Raw genomic sequence first — 19,462 nt, 5'->3', positions numbered from 1 at the left:
CACCCTGCGTGCGACTTGCATGCATTAGGCACGCCGCCAGCGTTCGTCCTGAGCCAGGATCAAACTCTGCGTTGAATGGTGAAGCTCTGACCTTACGGTCAGGTCTACGCCACTGAATAAACGTGAAACCATTACTTTATGCTGTCACTGTTTAGTTGCTAAGGTGCATTGTGAGAGGTCTTGGCGACAAAAAACCAGGCGGCGGGTTTCCCCTCCGGCCTGGCGACGTCTCCGACTTTGTCGGCGCGGTTCGCTTTGCGGCCTCGAACTACTCTCACTTGTTCTGGTTTACCTCGTCAGAGGTGAAACCGCTGAACACGTTGAGGAGTATAGCACCCGGTTTAGATTTTGTCAAGCGGTGTTTGATCACGAATTTTCAGCCTCAAGACAGGGCAAGCACATAGGACCAATAGCGCATCGTAGCGCGGAATAACGTCCCGAGATCGAGGGTTGACTCGCGGACAGGTGAACTATACGCACGGAGATCCTGATCACGCATAATTTTGAGTGCGGTCAACATATCTGCAGGTTCAGCAACGACAAGCACGGTCTGGCTGCCCTGGGTACGGGCACTCTGTCCGGCGAGTTGTAGGTCGGCAGGCACGTGATGAGAGGTCGACAGCAGCACAATGCGTTCTTCACTGAGGCCCTGTTCAACAAGGCGTGCACGCAGGCCATCACTACCCTCGCCGACGAGTAGCATCTGGGGGACAAGACCGCGGCGATAGAGATCAAGGGTATGATCAATCATCGCCTGTGAGGGCACGACAGGTATCACCACCAGGGCAAGATCGGTGCGTCGCGTATCATCACGTGAGGCTTGGAGGGTCACCGCCAGCATGCCACTCGCGAGCATAAGACTCACGATCAACACCAATGTCCACCAGAGATAGACGATCTGGCGACGAATCTGACGCTGGCGGATCGGCCACGGTGAAACCGATCGGGTTGATGAGGGCAACGGTTGTTCTTTCATTGGTCAAGCAAGCTATACAAAACACGCTGCAAACTGGTAAATTCGAAGGGTTTGGCAAGGATCGCATCAACGCCATGGGCCCGTGCTTCGGCGGGATCAAGTTGATCGCCCCACCCCGAGATCAACACAAGCTTTAGATCAGGGTAGTGCATGCGCACACGATCAATCAGTTCCCATCCCGAGAGGCCAGGCATCCCGAGGTCAGTACAGAGCAACTCAAAGTGATGTGCCGTCAGCAAGGCAAGGGCCGTCGCACCATCTGCGGCTTCCGTGACATGATAACCGAGGCGCTGGATCTGACGCACCAGCACCCGTCGCACCGGCGGATCATCTTCGACAACAAGAAGGCGCCTGGCCTGGGCAAGAGGGGGTTGCGATGGTGTAGGCGCTCTTACCTCAACCTGAGGAACCGAACGGATAGGCATATAGACCTTGAACGTACTGCCGACACCGAGTTCACTTGAGGCAACAATCTGACCAAGGTGTTGCTGAACAATACCATAGACCATCGCCAGGCCCATCCCGGTACCAGCTGACCCTTTCGTTGTATAAAAAGGATCAAACATACGCGCCTGAACTTCCTGGCTCATACCAACCCCGGTATCGCTCAGTTGAATGAGCGCTGATGCTTGCCGCAGGGGGCTTGCCGACGCGGGCACAAGCGCGGTATGCAGGGTCAGTTGACCACCCGATGGCATCGCATCCACAGCATTCAAGAGTAGATTCGTGATCATTTCACGGAGCGCGGGAGCATCACCTGCGAAGGGAGGCACAGGCTGGAGATCAGTTATGACCGTGATCAGAATGCCACGGCGCTGAGGTGCCTCACGCCAGACAGGTCGGGTCATGGCGAGGCTCTCTTCAACCAGTTCAGCAAGATCGACCATCTCGTGGGGCAAAACGCGATTCGTCTGGGCAAAGTTGTGCAAGCGACGGACGGCAGCAGCGCCATCGAGGGCTGAGCGTTCAACAATACGCAACTCATCAGCAACCTCGGCGCTGAGCGACGCATCAAGCAAGAGCTGGATATGACCAAGGATGCTGGCGAGCAAATTATTGAAATCGTGCGCAACTCCACTTGCCAATTCACCAAGGGCACGCAAGCGTTCGCTCTGGGCGATACGATCTTCCACATCCCGCAACTCTTGATCCTGACGCAACTGTTCGAGCACCATCACCGTCTGCGCAGCCAGGGCTTCGAGCAGATAGAGATCGTGCTGACTAAACGCACCGGTCTGATCACTAGCAACGGCAATAATCCCGAGGATGCGGGTGTCCCGTTTCAACGCCACCACCAGTGAGGCAGCGAGCCTGGGCAAACGAGGATGCTGTTGATAGCGCGGATCGACCCGAACATCATTGAGCAGGAGCGTTTCACCCGTACGGGCAGTCCAGCCAAGCAGACCCTCATGATAACTCGCACGTTGTTCGGGATAGAGGATCCGAGGATCATTGATGACACCATACGCCACATGGAACACCAAAGTCTCCCCTTCGAGGGTTGCCAACAGCACCTGATAGTACCCAAACGTGCGATGCAAGAGGCGGGCGACATCATCAAACAGAGGTGGCAAGGCACGATACGTCCCCATCCGCATGGTTGTCTGGTGCAGTAACTGCAACTGACTAGCACGCGTCTGGGCATCATACAACAGGCGTTGATTGTTGATTGCCACAACCACGTGGTCAGCAAAGAGTTGCGCCACCTGCACATCAGCAGCACTGAAAGCGCCCGGCGTCCATTTATCAATCGTCAGAATGCCAATCACCGTATCGTGGACAATCAGAGGGATGCCGATCCAAGCGCGAACAAGGTCGCTATCAAGCACTGGCTGCCATCCGGTCAACTCCTGGACATTGGGGACATAGCGAGCCTGGCGTTGCTGGCGGACATCCCATGTAAGTGAACCAGGCCCCATATAGAGCACAAGGCCAGGGGCAGCACGATGAAACCCTCGTCCGGCTTCCATCCGAGCATAGTCATCATCGTGAAAGAGGAAAATGCCACTCGAATCGTAAGCAATCAAGCCCTGGAGTTGTTCCAGGATAAAATCGAGCAGCGTTGCACGCCCAACCATGGCATGGGAAGCTGCCGCCAACTGATTGAGGGTACGAATGAGGGCACGATTCTGCTGTTCTTGCTGGAACAACTGGTCATTGGCAAGCAAGAGCGCCATCTGATCAGCGGCAAAACGAGCGAGTTCGACTTCACCACGCTGCCACATATAGTTCATTCCGGGTGGACAGATCAGAAGCCAGCCGACGGGCGCAGCTTCGACATCAAGGCGAAGCTGTAAGGCGGAACTGGCCCCCCGGTTGATTTCGGTACAAGCAAACTCAGGATGGGCTGGCGTCCACGCGGTCACATCCTGGGTAAACCCAGAGGAGGCTGCGAGCAAGCGATAGCCCGACTGGTCACTGTTCGCGACAAAGAGACCCGCTTGTACCTCGAGCGTGGTGATCAGTTCATCGAGCAGGCGTTCAACGACCGCATTGACAACGCCCGACTGACGAGGAGCCTGCGAGACGAGGTGCGAGAGGCGCTCGCGGGTAGCGGCATAACGCAGCGCGGCTGCGGCTGCCGCGTTATCAATCGCAATCGCAGCATAGTCGGCAAAGATCGCCACCATCTGCACAATCTCGGGATGAAACAAGACCCCATCAGTCTGTTTGACCATATTAATCACGCCGAGGACGCGGTCACGTACGCGCAAGGGCAAGACAAAGAGGGTTGAGGCATGGGGTGTTGCTCGCGGCAGAAACCGCACATCGCTTCCAGGGCTAGCGGTATGCACCGGCTCGCCATAGCGGGCAACCCAACCGGCAATACCTTCACCAAGGCGAAAACGGTAGTGCTCGAACTGGGCAGGATCAAGGCCATAGGAAGCGACAATCTCGAGCTGTTCACCTTGATCGTCAAGCAGCATGATCGAAATAATCTCGGCATGGCTCAAATCACGCACCGCCGTCAGAATGCGTTCAAAGACCACTGCCAGATCGAGTGAAGAGCAGACAAGCTGGCTCAACTCGAGGATCGTTGCCAGTTTGTCGGCGGAAGCTGCTTGAAGAGAGTCGCCCATGCGTCTTGCTATCGTATCTACATTAGTGTGAGAGCTACATCTTCTGCGCTGCTCACGACCTTGTTATGCCAAGCGCAGCGGAGTATCTCTGCCATTGGGACGCCTGGACCCTTCGCTGCGCTCAGGGTTACACAACCCGGGAAACATCGTTCACAAACGAAATAAGCGCTCGGCTCGGTTTTGCGACGACTGCCTGCACGGGGTCGAGTGGATGCATTGCTCAAAGACGATAAGAGTATACCAGTCTTTATTAGTATACCTGTCTTAGAGACAATCTGGATGGACGGCAACCCTAACGAATTTGGCAAAAGACACGCTTCCAGGAAGGGCCGTATCTTTGGGGGTCGTGCGGCGGTATACATAGCGAGCGTATCAGGAGAGCGCAGCGCATACCCTGTAGAGGAGAGGCGGGCGCACAAGTAAGAAAGAGGGCAGGTATGGGTCCGGTGAAGGGAACCGTCAATTGCGTAGAGTTGCTCGGCTGGCTAGGAGCCGATCCCGAGTTACGTTTTCTAGCCAATGGTGCGGCGGTCTGTCGTTTAAGAGTCGCGACGAAGCGGTTTACCAACCTTGATACCGAGGGGCGGCGTGAATTTGAGACGGATTGGACGAGTGTCGAGGCCTGGGGCAAACTGGCCGAATTGTGCAACAGCTATCTGCACAAGGGGAGTCGGGTGCGGGTCAACGGGGCGTTGCGCACCGACGCGTGGACCGACAAAGCAAGTGGGCAGACACGCTCACGAACTCTTGTTCGCGCTGAGAATGTCCTCTTTCTTGATGCTCGTCCGGGACTGCCAAGCGAAGCGGTTGCCGAAGTCGAAGATGTGGAAGCCCCAGTCCACGACGAAGACGTGCCGTTTTAAGGCGTCTTGATGCGCCCGCACGACCCATCAGTCGCCTCGTAAGAGCAGCTCATACGAGGCGACTGATCGCTTTGTACCCTTTACACTAGCCACAGAGCCAGAGCCCTGTGTTATAATAGAAACCAGCAATCGTCTGACCCGCACCCACTCTACGTTATGTCTAAAAAGCGCGTTATGGTGCGCTAAATTGACAGCAAGGCTGTGGAAAACATTCGTTTTTTGCATAAGCAGTGGGGTTTGCTGGTTTTACAAGTGTAAAGACTTTTTCATGAAAGACTTTGTACACCTCCACGTCCACTCGGAATATAGCCTCCTTGACGGATACGCCTCAACCAAGGCCATCGCCGAACGTGCCGTTGAGCTAGGGATGGATAGCATTGCCCTCACAGACCACGGGGTGATGTATGGGGCGATGGAGTTCTATGATGCGGCGAAAAAGGCCGGCATCAAGCCGATTATCGGCGTCGAGGCCTATATGGCCCCTGGTTCGCGGACGAGTCAGATGGTCAAGGGCGGCAAGAACTATTACCATCTGTTGCTGCTCGCGAAAAACGAGGTTGGCTATCGCAACCTGGTGCATTTGACGACTCGGTCACATCTTGACGGCATGGGCAAAGGGATCTTTGCGCGCCCGCGCATCGACCGCGAGTTACTAGAGCAGCACCACGAAGGTCTGATTGTCACGTCGTCGTGCATTGCGGGTGAAGTCATTCAGGCACTCACGGCGCAGCAACGCGACCAGGCCATCGCGATGGCCGCCTATTACCGCGATTTGCTTGGGCCAGACAACTATTTTCTTGAACTTCAATTGCACGACAATACCCCGGAACTCGAGGGCATCAATGACGAACTGGTGCGGATTGGCAACGAACTTGGCATTCCCCTGGTCGCAACCAGTGATACCCATTTTGTGCGCCCTGAGGATGTGAAGACGCAACATATGGTGATGTCAATGGGGATGAACCTGACCTATCAGGAATTCTGTGCCAAAGATTTTGCCATGGACGAGAGCTATCACATTATGTCAGGTGAGGCCATGTGGGAGCGCTTCAAGCGCTATGGTACCGGCCCGCTCGAGAATACCCGGCGCATTGCCGAGATGTGCAATCTCAAGCTCGACTTTGGCCGCGTGCAGTTGCCCCAGTTTGATCTGCCCGAAGGCCATGATGCGTCGTCGTATCTGAAACTCGTCTGTGAAGAAGGGTTGATGAAGCGCTTTCACGGCGCACCGCCTGAGCACTATATGGCCCGGCTCGAAGATGAGCTTGATGTGATTAATGCCACCGGGTTCCCCGATTATATGTTGATCGTCTGGGATTACGTGAAGTATGCGCGTTCGCGGGGGATTCCCTGTCTCCCGCGTGGCTCGGCTGGGGCTTCGCTGGTGCTCTATGCCCTTGAGATCACGGATGTTGACCCGGTTGCCAATAAGCTCCTTTTTGAGCGGTTTCTTTCACGTGAACGGCTCGAGATGCCCGATATTGATACCGATTTTGCTGATAGTCGTCGTGGCGAAATTCTTGATTACATCGCCACTAAGTATGGGCGCGAAAATGTAGCCCAGATCATCACGTATGGTACACTCGGGGCCAAGGCGGCGCTGCGTGATATGGGGCGGGTGCTGGGCATCGAACTGAGTGAGGTCGATCGGGTTGCCCGGCTTATCCCAACGCTACCTGTCGGCACAACGATTGCCCAGGCGCTCGAGCGCGTGCCTGAGTTGCGCCAGATCTACGAGACGCAGCCTCATCTGAAGGATCTGATTGATTGGGCCAAGAAGGTTGAAGGACGGATGCGCTCGGTCGGGACACATGCCTGTGGGCTCGTCGTGAGTCGCTCGCCGCTCGAGGATCTTGTGCCCCTCCAACGGACAACCAAGGATGATCAGGCCGTGATGGCCGCCTTTGAAGGATCGACCCTTGCCAAAATGGGTCTGCTCAAGATGGATATCCTCGGGCTAACCAACCTCTCAATCGTTGCCGAGGCGTTGAAGTATATCGAGCGCTCGACCGGGCAGAGCCTCTGGCTAGATCAGATTCCCCTTGATGATCCCAACGTTTTTGCGAGTCTGGGGCGGGGCGAAACACGCAATGTGTTCCAGCTTGAGTCTGCGGGCATGACACGTTACCTGATGCAACTCAAGCCAACCAGGGTCGAGGATCTCTATGCGATGGTGGCCCTCTATCGGCCCGGGCCACTCGAGCAGATTCCCCTTTATATTGCGAATAAGAATAATCCAGGCCAGATCAAGTATCTACATCCGATTCTCAAGCCGATCCTTGAAGACACCTATGGGGTGATTGTCTATCAAGAGCAGATTATGCAACTGCTCCAAACCGTCGCCGATTATACGCTTGGGCAAGCGTATGTAGTCATCAAGGCGATCAGCAAGAAGAACAAGGCGCTAATGGCCGAGAATGGCGCCATCTTCAAGGCTGGTTGTCTCAAAAAGGGGATCAGCCAGCAGGTTGCCGACGAGTTGTGGGAACTGATCCTGCCTTTTGCGGGCTACTCGTTTAACCGACCTCACGCAACGCTCTATGGATTGCTCAGCTATCAGACCAGTTGGCTCAAGGTGAACTATCCGGTCGAATATATGGCGGCCGTGTTGACTGGCGCGGGGGGGACGATTGAGGATATCGCCAAGGGCGCACTTGAGGCACGGCGACTGGGGGTTGCGGTGCTGCAACCCGATGTCAACGCGTCGCAGAAGGGCTTCGAGATCGAGGCACTCAACGGGACGTTGCCCGTAGGCGTGCAGTTTGACCGCGGGATCAGGTTCGGGCTCGCAGCCATCAAGAATGTTGGCGATGGGCCCGTCGAGGCGATTATTGCCGAACGTGAAGCCAACGGCCCCTTCGTCTCACTGGAGGATCTCTGTGGGCGCGTTGATCGCCATGCGATCAACAAGCGTGTCCTAGAGAGTCTGATCAAGGGTGGTGCGTTCGATAGCATGCCTGGTTCGCGACGGCAGAAACTTGCGATTCTCGACCAGGCGATCAGCGCAGGGGCCGAAGCCCAGAAGGCCCGCGACGTGGGCCAGAGCAGCCTCTTTGATATGTTTGGCGAGGCAACCGGCGGCACCCAGAGCCTCAACGTGTCCCGCGTGCCGATGCCGATCATAACGCCAAACCCGGCAGAAATGAAAGAGGAGTTGCTCTGGGAAAAGGAATTGCTCGGGCTGAATGTGTCGGAAGATCCGGTTGCGCGGGCGCTCGAAGGGGTCGATCTAACAGATGTCAGCAGTCTGAGCGATATCAGTGAAGAAAGCATCGGCTCGACGATGACGTTTGTAGGCGTCTTGAATGGGGTACGCCGGATCACGACGCGCAAAGGCGACACGATGCTCGTGGCGAATCTGGAAGATCTGACCGGCACCATCGAACTGGTGGCCTTCCCACGCACCCTGGCGAAAGCGGGCGATCTGCTGTGTGATGATGGGGCCGTCAAGCTGACCGCCAAGGTTGATAACCGCCGCGATGTGACCCAACTCGTCGTCGAGAGTGTCGAGCCTGTCGTTGCGGCGGCCCAACCAGCGCCTGCACCGATCGCGAGCGAAATGGATCTTGAGGGGTTTGGCGAGCTTGTCGAGCCCGAGGCCGGGGCAACGGCAACAGGGTCAATGCGTGAGCCAGCACGCACAACAAACGTCACCACCCTAACACCAGTGCCGCCAACACCGCCCCCGAGCACCACGCCCACCACGCCCATCACCACGATTCGTGCCAAACAACAGGTGAAGGTGAACGGTGGTGAGAGTCGCGGCAATGGCAAAGGGAATGGCAATGCCAGCAATGGCGGAACGTATCATGAAGCGCCTGCGGCACCACAGGGACGCACCTTGCGGCTCTATCTGCCGCGGACGGGCAATGACGAAGCCGATGTACGGTGTATGCAGAACATCTACAGTGTGCTGCGCGAGAGCATCGGCCCTGATCGCGTGACGCTCTATCTGCCCAATGGCGTCGGCACGGTCATTCTCCAATCACAACACACGATTCAGATCTCCTCTGGCCTCATTGACAGCTTGAAAGGGGTGATCGGGGCTGAACGCGTGATCGCAGAATAGTGTTACACTGCAACCACATCAATCAAAAAGGAGTATGGCGTGGAAATCATCAATGTTGATGCGCATATTACCGCGATTGACCACAATCTGCTGGGTGTACCTGGGGTCGGTGTAACCTATGTTGTGCGTGGTGAAACAGTCGCCTTGATCGAAACAGGAACTTCATTGACGGTACCGCATACGCTAGCCGGGCTGGAAAAGCTCGGGGTTCGGCCTGAAGAGGTCGAGCACATTCTCTGTACGCATATCCACATGGATCATGCCGGTGGGGCCGGATATCTGGCGGCGGCGCTCCCCCGCGCGACGGTCTATATTCACAGCACCTCCGTGCCGCATCTTGTTGACCCCTCCAAGCTGGTTCCGAGTGTGCGGCGAGCAGTTGGTGAAGCGGCATGGCCGTTGCATGGCGACATTAAACCGATTCCGGCGGAACGATTGCTTCCGGCTGAAGAATTGCGGCTAGACCTCGGTCGTGACGTGGTGCTTGCCGCGATCGCGACCCCGGGGCATTCGCCGGATCATCTTTCCTACCGTGATCTAAAGAGCGGAGGGCTCTTTATTGGCGACGCAGCCGGCCTGATTATGGATCATTGGGGGCTCGCTTTCCCGGTGACGCCAGTGCCGACCTATAATCTGGTGGCGCAGCGGAACACGATCGCGCTGCTGCGAGGGATGAACCTGCCGCGGATCTATGTGACCCACTATGGCCCGCACGATGATGTTGACTTCCAGTTAGAGCGCGCCCACGCGAAACTGGAAGAACTGGTTGACCTGACAGAGAAGGCGCTCGATGCAGGTGAATCTGACACGATCGCGCTGGCCGCAGAGTGGATTCGTTGCCCCGACGACAGCCCGGCGGTAACGATGGCTCGCAGTTGGAGCGAGATGAGTACCGCAGGGATGCTGCGTTACCTGAAAAAACAGCGGAGTGCGCAGGGATAACCTCACCGCGAAGGGGGCGCTCAGTTTGACTGAGCGCCCCCTTCGCGGTGTCGGGCCAGCAGCCAACGCTTACTCTTCGGAATAGAGGGGGGTACTGAGGTAACGCTCGCCGTTGCTGGGCACAATAAAGACGATCAACTTGCCTGCATATTCAGAGCGATGAGCGACACGAAGTGCAGCAACACAAGCGGCACCACTTGAAATCCCAACCATCAGACCCTCTTCGCGCGCCAGGCGACGGGCCATGGCAAACGCATCATCGTTACTGACGGGCTGGATCTCATCAAGAATCGCGGTATTGAGCACCTCGGGGACAAAACCGGCCCCGATACCCTGGATCTTATGCGGGCCAGGCTTCCCACCGGCGAGCACCGGGCTAGCCTCGGGTTCAACCGCAACCACACGCAGCGAAGGCTTGCGCGCCTTGAGCGTCTCACCCACGCCGGTCAGCGTACCACCAGTACCAACCCCACCGACCAGCACATCAATCGCCCCATCGGTATCGCGCCAGATCTCTTCGGCGGTCGTGAGGCGATGCACCTCGGGGTTGGCCGGATTCTTGAACTGCTGAGGCATATAGCCATTGGGGAGATCGGAGAGGATCTGCTCGGCGCGAGCAATCGCGCCCCGCATGCCATCAGGCCCCGGGGTGAGCACAAGTTCAGCCCCATAGCCACGCAGCAACTTCCGACGCTCGACACTCATCGTCTCGGGCATCGTCAAAATCAAGCGATAGCCCCTAGCGGCAGCGACAAAAGCCAACCCAATCCCCGTATTGCCACTCGTCGGCTCAACCAACACCGTCTCGCCGGGTGTAATCAAACCAGCGCGCTCGGCGGCCTCAATCATCGCGAGCCCGATACGATCTTTGACCGAACTGGCGGGATTGAAAAATTCCAATTTGGCCACAAGGGTTGCATGGCTATCATTGACCCGATTGATGCGCACAAGCGGAGTATTGCCCACTAGTTCAGTAATGTTCCCAAAAATGCGCGCCATGATCTCCTACTCCTTACAAACTACAAACTTTCTTTCCAGCATATTGTAGACCTGACGAGGCACAAAGTCAAGTTCTTAATAGAAATAGTAAAGATTACGAGATAGAGTATACTGCACCCTTAGCATCCACATCAGGGGAGGAACCCTGCATCAGATCAAGGCACGTAGGGAGACGAAGGAGAGACAACGCATGCGAGGAAGATCAGTTCGGGTCTCAACGCGAGCGGGCGGGGGTACAGAAGCCACCCGGCTCACGCGATGTGCAGGCAGTTGGCTCGCATCAGAGCCAGATGAAGACGAGCAAAAGCGCATTCTCGCGGCTTCGCAAGCGCTCAAAGGGCAGCGTGCGGTCGCCAATGCCTTTTATGCCGACCCTGAGGCAGCCAACAGCTTTTGTTTAGAACTCTTTCGAAGGGACACCTTTGCACCATTGCACTTCGCCGATGAGCTCGTCGAGGCAATGCTGCGGCAGTGTGGTGAACCACCAATTGTCGAGGAAGAGGAGAGCGAGGCCTTTTCGGATTACCTGCGGACAGCGGTACTCACCGTAGCCTTACCCAACACACGACGGCATCTAGCGGCGCAGTTGCGGCGCTACCTCCCCGATTACGTTGCCGCGCAGCAGTGGCGCGAAGCCGTCGCCATTGACTACAGTGCCTTCCGCACCGCACTTGGCAACGAAGTCACACCCTTCCTGGCGCAAATGGCGTTGGCGGGCCTGGCGGCCTACTACGAGGCGCACGAAGAGTAGCCTATTTTGGGGCTACGCCAACACATTGTACTTATACATACGCAAACGGCCAGCTTCGCTGGCCGTTTGCGTATGCGAGATTCTTGGGGCCTAAAGCCACACCGCCCCCGCAGCAGTCTGCTACGGGCGCCGCATGCGGCTGGCCGCCCAGAGCCCGGCGGCGAGCGCACCGGCGCCGGCGCCGGCGGCCAACGGCACCCAGGTGCGCTGGTGAACGTCGCGCAAGACAACGCGAGCCGTATTCGAGCCACTGGCCCCAAAGACACCCCCGCCCGGATGTGTGCTGGCCCCGGTCAGATAGAGCCCCTTGATAGGCGTGCGGTATTCGGCCAACTCAGGGAGCGGGCGAAAGAAGAACATCTGATCAAAACTCATCTCAACGTGCATCACATTGCCCTTGAGCAACCCGATGCGACGCTCAAGATCAAGCGGGCTCTGAATGAAACGATCAATGATCTTGCCGCGCATATTGGGAGCATACCGATAGAGCACCTCGAGGATCGAGTCGGCAGCCTCTTCGCGCACATCGTCCCAATGGCGTCCATCGCTGAGGGCATAGGGAAAATACTGCGCCCACAGGAAGACGGTGTGTTTGCCAGGAGGGGCAACATCGGGATCGATCGCCGAGAAGGTCATCGCAATGACGGCTGGATCGTGGGCGGGTTGACCACGCAGATAATCCTCATAGGCACGACGGACATAATCCATCGAAGGGCTGAGCAATTGCAACCCGTGGTGGCTCTCGTGGGGCTGACCGCCGCTTGGAGCTGCCAAGTAATCGGGCAACTCTTCGGCGGCACAGCGAACAGTCATCCCAAAGCCATTGCCGATGCGGATATTGCGCAGACGATGCACGAGGGTAGAGGAAAGATGTTCGGGGCCAACCAGATCGAGCATAGTGGTCAGAACATGGGCATTGGAGACAACGATGGGGGCCGAATAACGCTGCCCATCAATCGTTTCGATCCCTTGTACCTGCCCATTCTTGACAATAATCCGGCGCACAGGGGCACCAAGGACGAGATCGCCGCCAGCGCTCTTGAAGGATCGGGCCATCGCCTGGGTCAACTCACCGCTCCCACCGCGCGGATGGGCTGCACCACAGGTATGCATCATCGCGTGCCAGCCAAAAAAGTCACCCGCCCCGATCTCATCAGGTGGTGGGCCACTCTGGGCGGCAAGCCAAGTCATCGCCGCCCGCATCGGCTCGCTCTCAAAGGTCTCATTGATCAACTGAGCATAGCTCGTAAAGAAGCGCCGCGTCACTTCAAACGGATTGCGGTCGGCCAACGGCAACTGTGAGGTTGCCGAACCAACCGTCGAAAAGAGGCGGGCCGCCGACGGGGGATTGAGAAACACATCAAAAACCGCTTCATTGAGCGGTGTCCAATAGGCAAGAAACCGACGGTAGGCCTCGGCATCGCGAGGCGAGACTGAGGCGATGCTCTGGATTGTTTTTTCGGTATCGCGATAAAAGCTAATCGAACCACTTCCATCGGGCAAGGGAAAGAACGCAAAGGGATCCATCTGAATATATTCGAGCCCATAACGCTCAAGTTCCAGATCCTTCACAATCGGGGTGAGGTGGATCATAATATGGGCCGACGAACCAACATCAATCTTGTACCCTGGAATAACTTCTTCGGTACAGACGGCACCCCCAACAATCTCACGCCGTTCAACGACTAGCACCCGTTTGCCAGCCTTCGCCAGATAGCCAGCAGTGGTCAACCCATTGTGACCACCGCCAACGACAATAACATCATAATCACTCTGCTGAGCCATGGATATTCACTTTCTGTGCAAGATGCGCTCGCATCATGTTAGTATACGCCAGATTCAGCCACGCCGTGACAAGAGCAACAGACGCATCACCCCTCACCTGCCCTAGTCAACGAGCCAGCAAAGCTGGCTCGTTGACCAGGACAGGAAAAAATTCCCGCTTTTTACTCTTGACACGGACAAACGTCTCAGGTATAGTACTCTTGTCAGAAGTTTCACAAGAAATGCCGTTCAGGCGTAAAGGAGGTGATGCCCATGAGTGATCATAAGCGTCTGGGTATCACTGCTGGTGAGGCCCGTTAGGTTCAACCAGTCTGGTGATACCCCTCCAGGACCTGAAGGAGCCCCTGCGATGCAGGGGCTTCTTTTATGTTGCCAGGCCATTTTCCGTTGACACCCTCATCATGTTACGAAGCTAGAGTTAAAGGCAAAATTGATGGTGATGTTACTCCCTGATGAAGATCCAGCATTGATGGAACTGGCCGATGCGCTCGACCATGCACGGGCCACGAGCTATCCACTGAGTTTGCTGGTGGCCCGTCTCGCTGAGGCCACGCCGGGCCCGGCGAGTGCGGCGCTCGATGCACTCGCTGAGGCGGCGGGCTTGCGCGGCCTTGGCGCAGCGTGGATCGAGGTACCTCGGCGGATTGCCGCCAAACTCGTGACCCATCTGATCGTCGGCGAGCTGGCGTATCCGACCGAAGTGATGCCCCGCGAAAAGGCCGACGGGTTGGCGAGCCAATTCCTGGCGCTCTTTCCCCAGGGAAGTCGTTACTTTACCAACGGGGCCATCAGCGGCGATGTGGCAATCTACGATCTCGCGGGAGAAGCGATAACTGGCTGGCGTTCATTGAGCGAAGCCCCCTTCGATAATGGCATCATGGCCCTGGGCGGCGGGCGCGTCGGCATGCTCTGGGCTGAAGATGCGCCCTGACTTGAACGCCCGTTGGATGCCCGCGGAAGCGGGCATCCAACGGGCCAGTTCGCCATGTCGTTCCCGCGAACGGCGGCCCACGCTCTTAGGTTGGCACACGGCTCCTTGGCCCGATCAGGGCTTTTCAGACAGCCGCTTACTCAACGATCGTGCGCAGGTGCAAGAGGAGATGAGGATAGAGCAAATTGAGGCGCTCGAGAGTCGAGGCCGGCAGGCTCCAGACAACGACTGGCGTCACGGCCAGCGCACTGGTACGGCGCGGCTCACCCGACAGGGCGGCATAGCCCCCGATGAAGGTGCCAGGAGTGGCTTTGACGGCCAGTTCGTTGCCCGCAGGATCGAGCAGGCGCATCATACCGGATACCAGCAGATAACCTTCATACCCGGGTTCGCCCGCCAAAAAGAGGATATCACCCGGCAACAGATGATATGGTTGAAAATCGAGCGCAAGATCAAGCAAACTAGCCCATGGCAAACTCCGTAGCATCGGCAACTCGGCCATCCAATCGGCACGAGTACATGCCTCGACAAGATGCAAGGTGTTGGCAATCGGCAGAAAGACCTCGGGGGTGAGTTTCAAAAGCTGGAGTTCACCGTGGGCGTGCATCGTGGTGGAACGAGCCTCACCAAGCAGGGCCCCCCGCTCACCGATGCTGCTACCACGGCCCAGCAAGCGCATCTGAGCCCCATCCATATCGATCGCGACCAGGCCAGAATGCACAATATAGGTCACCCCATCAGAGGGATCGCCCTGGTGCAAAATCACATCGCCGTCGGCCCAATTGACCACTTCGACCTGACTGGCAAGGATCAGCCGCTCACCAATGGGCAAACGGGCGAAGATAGGACAGGCGGCGATTGTCTCAACCATTTCGGTAAAGGCATCGCCAGGCACATGGGCGCCCATGCCAACGACCATGCCACTGCCGGCAAACGCAATGCGATCGCCCAGGCCATCGCTATCCTCGGGCAACTGATTTTTGTTGGTATGAGCGAGCACCAGGCGCTGACTCTTGGCGGTGAGGGTTTGAAGGAGTTGGGCCGACATCGTCGTATGGATCGCTCCTCCACCAACATCCTGAACCAGAATGCTCGCCCCTTCAGCAAAGCGCATCAGTTGCTCGCGGCGCCAGGGCAGCAGCACCCCCTGGGCTTCGAGTTCGCTAAACCAAGCCTCGTCATAGCGCATATCGCCCGAATAGCAGATGCCCTGCACCCGCACCGCAATCGTGGGAATCGAATGGATCGCATAGATCGCCTCAAAGTGGCGTCCTTCCAGTTCAAGCGGAGTTCCGGGATCAAGGCAATAGAAATCAAAGAGTGCCGCCACCTGATTGGCCGGCACATCGAGCATTGCTTCGAGGATGCGCAGCAGACTACGATAGATCAAGGTCGAAGTCACCAAGCGCACCCGATGGCTGCCCATCAAGATCAACTCGGGCAACCCGGCGAGGTGATCTTCGTGCAGATGCGACAGCACCACCGCAGAGATATGGCTTGGCGAGACGCCCAGATTGCCAAGGCGCAGCACCACATAGGCCGCCGCATCAAAGAGCGTTGCCTGGGTCTGCACCGTTGAACCAAGGTACGCGAGAAAACAGGTGGTAATGCCAGAGGGATCAAAGCCATCGCTGCCGCCAATGAATTGCAGCGTAATTTCCTGACGCTGGAGCGGGCGCGGTGGGGCGAGATGAAGGGGCACGGCAAGCGTCGTAATCTGGGTCGTGAGCCGAGCGATGACGCGACCTGCTTCACGAAAGGCAAAATGGTCATCTTCAAGGGCGAGCTGCGTCACCCCAAAATCGCCGCCCCCGGCCTCAAGACTCACAATCTCGACGAGATCTTCTAACAGCAACATCCGCCCAAGCGGCGCATAATAGCCGACGGCAGCACATTCCTGCTGTACCCAGGCAAACTCGCCATAATCTTCAGGATCAGCAGGCCCGCGGATTGTTTCGTTGAGGATCGTGCGCAGACGCCGGGCCTGGTGCTCAGTGACGGTCACCAGGCGTGTTTTGCGTTGCTGCCCAAAGAAGTTCGAGTAGATCAAAAACTCGACACTCGCATAGTTGATCCCCCGGCGCACAAAACCACTCGAGCCGAGTTCCTGCCCTGCGGTCAGATCAACCGGCAACACAATAATTGACGGCGGAATCAGACCATCATGCAGCAAATATTTCAGCGTCTCGGGGGGACAATGCACCAGCACATCACCACCACTGGTAGCCACCACTGCGACACTATTGGGCAGGTGACGAATGTGGTCAGGAGGATCAGGAGGTGTGCTTGTGCCAGCCATGGGGTATTTCCTTCAACAGAACCCGACCAAAATCCCTCAAACCATATATTAAACGATAAAATGCTTTTGGTTTGCAGATATTTTCTTTGTGTTTTGTTCAATGAAAGATGCCAGCAAAGCTGGCATCTTTCACCCAAACAACACGTTGCCGAGCCAGGAAGGATTTTAGCGGTCAACGAGGGTCGCAACGGTCACGCCATCCCCACCATCGCGCCCGCCGCCAGCAAAATTGACGACCAGGGGATGGGTCTGGAGGACATCGCGCACGATCTGGCGCAGGGCACCTGTACCTTTGCCATGCACAAGGCGCACCTGGGAAAGGCCGGCGAGGTAGGCGTCGTTGAGGTAGCGATCAAGCCGGTCGCTCACTTCGTGAGCGCGCCAGCCACGCATATCGAAGGTCATAGAGACATCTGGGGGGGGCGGGAGGGAAACAGTACGTTCGGGGCGATAGTCGCGACGGGAATTCGCCGTTTCAGGCTGACCTTTTTCGCGGGTCAATTCGCGGAGATCCACCGTCATACGAAACCCACCAACCTGAACGGTCGCCGTGGCATCTTCGTGATCAAGCGCGACGATTTCGCCTTTGAGCCCGACGGAGCGCACCATGACCGTATCGCCAGGTTGCAGAGGGCGCGGTTCCTGAGTACGCGGGGCGACGGTGGCAGGCCTAGCTTGCCTGGCGACGGCTTTCACCTGCTCGGCAGTATCCTTCAAGCGCTGATCGGCCTCTTCGAGCCACTGACGCGAGAGCGAGACACTGCGGAAGTCGTCACGTAACCGTTTGAGTTCGCCGCGTGCTTCGCGCAATTCTTCTTCGAGCTCACGATGGGCGGCTTCAGTCTCTTGTTCACGCTGCTGCTGAAATTGCTGCCATTCGTGTTCGAGGCGATCGCGGTACTTCGCGGCATCAACACGGAGTTCTTCGGCACGCAAGAGAGCGAGCGACGTTGCTTCACGTTCTTTGTGAATGCCGGCGAGCAAATCTTCGACCGCTGCATCACTCCGGTCAAGCGTGCTATGCGCCCGGTCAACCAGCACGGGATCGAGACCGAGGCGACGCGCAATCGCGAGGGCATTGGAACGGCCTGGCAAGCCAATGCTCAACCGATAGGTGGGGGCGAGTGTTTCGAGGTCAAATTCGACCGAGGCATTTTGCACGCCATCGGTATTGTAGGCAAACGCCTTGAGTTCGGCATAGTGGGTCGTCGCGACACCGAGCACACCGAGTTCGAGCAGGCGCTCGACAATGGCGCGCGCGAGTGCGGCCCCCTCCACCGGATCGGTACCAGCCCCGAGTTCATCAAAGAGCACGAGCGCTGGCGGGCGTTCTTCACTCAGCAATTTCCAGTGATCGGCATCCCAGAGTTCTTCGGGCAATGGTGCTGCTTCGAGCGCACCAAGCACACGAATGATCGTGCGCATATGCGACGAAAAGGTCGAAAGGCTCTGCTCAATACTCTGCTCGTCGCCAATGTCGGCAAAGATATGGTGGAAGACCGGCAGACGCGACGGGGCAGCAGCGGGAATATGCAGACCGGCCTGGGCCATCAGCGCCAGCAAGCCGGTCGTTTTGAGGGCAACCGTTTTTCCGCCGGTATTGGGGCCTGTAATCAGCAGCAAACGAAACGAAGCGCCGAGCCAGAGCGTCACTGGTACGACGGTGCTTTGCTCGAGCAGCGGATGGCGCGCCTCGGTGAGCAACAATGGTGCCCGCTCACGGTCGGGGTCAACGAGTTGAGGATCAGCCACCGGGGGAAGCGGCACATCAGGCGACCAGTTGACCACCTCGGGGGCGACGCAGCGCAGGCTCGTCGCATATTTCGCCTTGGCAAAGGCGAGATCAAGCTCGGCGATCGCTTCGACGGCGGCCACAAGCAGCGGCGCGGCCAGGCCCACCCGCTCGGCAAGTGCGGCGAGAATGCGCTGCACCTCCTCTTCTTCGGCGGCTTGCAACTCACGCCAGCGATTATTCAACTCGACCACCGCCATTGGCTCGATATAGAGGGTTGCACCGCTACTCGACTGATCATGCACCAGACCGCGTACATCTTTGCGATGGCTAGCCTTGACGGGCACCACATACCGCCCGTTGCGCACCGTAATAAGCGGCTCTTGCAGGGCTGCTCCAACCGTAGCCGACCCGATCATATTCTGAAGCTTTTCCTGGAGGCGAGCAAAGGCAATCCGGATCTCCCGGCGCAGACGGCCCAGTTCAGCGCTTGCGCTATCAAGCACATTGCCGTCATCACCAATCGCACGCAGAATCTCATCTTCAAGTGGAGGAAGGATCGGCAGCAACGCGGCGCGCTCGATCACCAGGGGAAAGAGCTCGGGGTTGAGCTTGAGCAGACGAGTGCGGAGTTGGCGAGCGGCCATGGTCGTACCCGCAATTTCAAGCAAACTCGCGCCATCGAGCACCCCACCGCGCTCGGCATGGCGGGCAGCGCGGCGAATATCGCGAATGCCGCCAATTGAGAGATCAGGAAACTCATCGAGCAACTGACGGGCCTCGCTCGTCAACGCGAGGGCCTGACGAACCTCGGGCAGCTGCGTCGAAGGCAAGAGGGCGAGGGCAAGCTCGCGTGACGCAGAAAAGGCCGTATAGCGAGCGAGATGCTCGCGAATTTTGAAAAACTCGAGGGTTTCGAGCGTTTGTGGTGCTATGTTCATAGGATGTATGGTACCACAGCCAGGCTGTGGGTACCTCATCCATAGGATTGATTTTTTGGGAGCCTGCGGACTGATGCGCATGGGTTTTTAGGGC

General features: G+C 57.4%; 11 protein-coding genes and 1 rRNA gene. 5 read left to right on the top strand and 7 right to left on the bottom strand.

The genetic code is table 11. The features are described 5' to 3' along the window. The 3 genes from A9Q02_RS15335 to A9Q02_RS15325 form a co-directional block, all read right to left on the bottom strand. Nucleotides 1-75 (bottom strand): 16S ribosomal RNA (locus A9Q02_RS15335); the annotation flags it as partial. A gap of 307 nt (nucleotides 76-382) precedes the next feature. Further along, nucleotides 383-961, bottom strand: coding sequence for a YdcF family protein (locus tag A9Q02_RS15330; protein ID WP_141508946.1), 579 nt, complete (start codon nucleotides 959-961; stop codon nucleotides 383-385). 11 nt (nucleotides 962-972) lie between these two features. Next, nucleotides 973-4,056 carry a GAF domain-containing protein gene (locus A9Q02_RS15325; RefSeq protein WP_097653965.1) on the bottom strand — a complete coding sequence of 1,028 codons (3,084 nt, stop codon included), beginning with the start codon at nucleotides 4,054-4,056 and terminating at the stop codon, nucleotides 973-975. Nucleotides 4,057-4,493: 437 nt separating this feature from the next. Between A9Q02_RS15325 and A9Q02_RS15320 the strand changes: the two genes are divergently transcribed. The 3 genes from A9Q02_RS15320 to A9Q02_RS15310 all read left to right on the top strand — a co-directional run bounded on the left by A9Q02_RS15320 (nucleotide 4,494) and on the right by A9Q02_RS15310 (nucleotide 9,930). Then, a complete protein-coding gene (locus A9Q02_RS15320; protein WP_097653964.1) occupies nucleotides 4,494-4,919 on the top strand; it encodes a single-stranded DNA-binding protein in 426 nt (141 codons plus the stop codon). Nucleotides 4,920-5,187: 268 nt separating this feature from the next. After that, entirely contained in the window at nucleotides 5,188-8,988 is a 3,801-nt protein-coding gene (dnaE, locus tag A9Q02_RS15315; RefSeq protein WP_097653963.1) for a DNA polymerase III subunit alpha, read from the top strand. Between the two features lie 39 nt (nucleotides 8,989-9,027). Continuing rightward, the gene (locus A9Q02_RS15310) at nucleotides 9,028-9,930 is read left to right on the top strand and encodes an MBL fold metallo-hydrolase (RefSeq protein WP_097653962.1); all 903 of its coding nucleotides are present in this window, start codon (nucleotides 9,028-9,030) and stop codon (nucleotides 9,928-9,930) included. Nucleotides 9,931-9,999: 69 nt separating this feature from the next. Here A9Q02_RS15310 and cysK read toward each other — a convergent pair whose 3' ends face one another. Further along, on the bottom strand, nucleotides 10,000-10,929 hold the full coding sequence (gene cysK / locus A9Q02_RS15305; protein ID WP_097653961.1) for a cysteine synthase A: 930 nt from the start codon (nucleotides 10,927-10,929) through the stop codon (nucleotides 10,000-10,002). A gap of 190 nt (nucleotides 10,930-11,119) precedes the next feature. Here cysK and A9Q02_RS15300 point away from each other — a divergent pair, with 190 nt between their 5' ends. Further along, nucleotides 11,120-11,680: a hypothetical protein gene (locus A9Q02_RS15300; RefSeq protein ID WP_097653960.1), complete on the top strand. Its 561-nt coding sequence runs from the start codon at nucleotides 11,120-11,122 to the stop codon at nucleotides 11,678-11,680. 120 nt (nucleotides 11,681-11,800) lie between these two features. Here the strand turns inward: A9Q02_RS15300 and A9Q02_RS15295 are convergent, their stop codons facing one another. Continuing rightward, nucleotides 11,801-13,465: a phytoene desaturase family protein gene (locus A9Q02_RS15295; protein ID WP_097653959.1), complete on the bottom strand. Its 1,665-nt coding sequence runs from the start codon at nucleotides 13,463-13,465 to the stop codon at nucleotides 11,801-11,803. Nucleotides 13,466-13,898: 433 nt separating this feature from the next. Here A9Q02_RS15295 and A9Q02_RS15290 point away from each other — a divergent pair, with 433 nt between their 5' ends. Beyond that, nucleotides 13,899-14,396 carry a hypothetical protein gene (locus A9Q02_RS15290; protein WP_097653958.1) on the top strand — a complete coding sequence of 166 codons (498 nt, stop codon included), beginning with the start codon at nucleotides 13,899-13,901 and terminating at the stop codon, nucleotides 14,394-14,396. A 136-nt stretch (nucleotides 14,397-14,532) separates the two neighbouring features. Here the strand turns inward: A9Q02_RS15290 and A9Q02_RS15285 are convergent, their stop codons facing one another. Both A9Q02_RS15285 and A9Q02_RS15280 read right to left on the bottom strand, forming a co-directional pair. After that, the gene (locus A9Q02_RS15285) at nucleotides 14,533-16,695 is read right to left on the bottom strand and encodes a cyclic nucleotide-binding domain-containing protein (protein ID WP_097653957.1); all 2,163 of its coding nucleotides are present in this window, start codon (nucleotides 16,693-16,695) and stop codon (nucleotides 14,533-14,535) included. Between the two features lie 165 nt (nucleotides 16,696-16,860). Next, nucleotides 16,861-19,368 (bottom strand): endonuclease MutS2, encoded by a 2,508-nt coding sequence (locus A9Q02_RS15280; protein WP_097653956.1) that lies wholly within the window; start codon nucleotides 19,366-19,368, stop codon nucleotides 16,861-16,863. Nucleotides 19,369-19,462 lie beyond the last annotated feature (94 nt).

The organism is Candidatus Chloroploca asiatica (genome assembly GCF_002532075.1).
Classification (GTDB): Bacteria; Chloroflexota; Chloroflexia; order Chloroflexales; family Chloroflexaceae; genus Chloroploca; species Chloroploca asiatica.
Note: the sequence above shows the minus strand (reverse complement) of the source record. Positions and strands in the feature narration are given on the sequence as shown.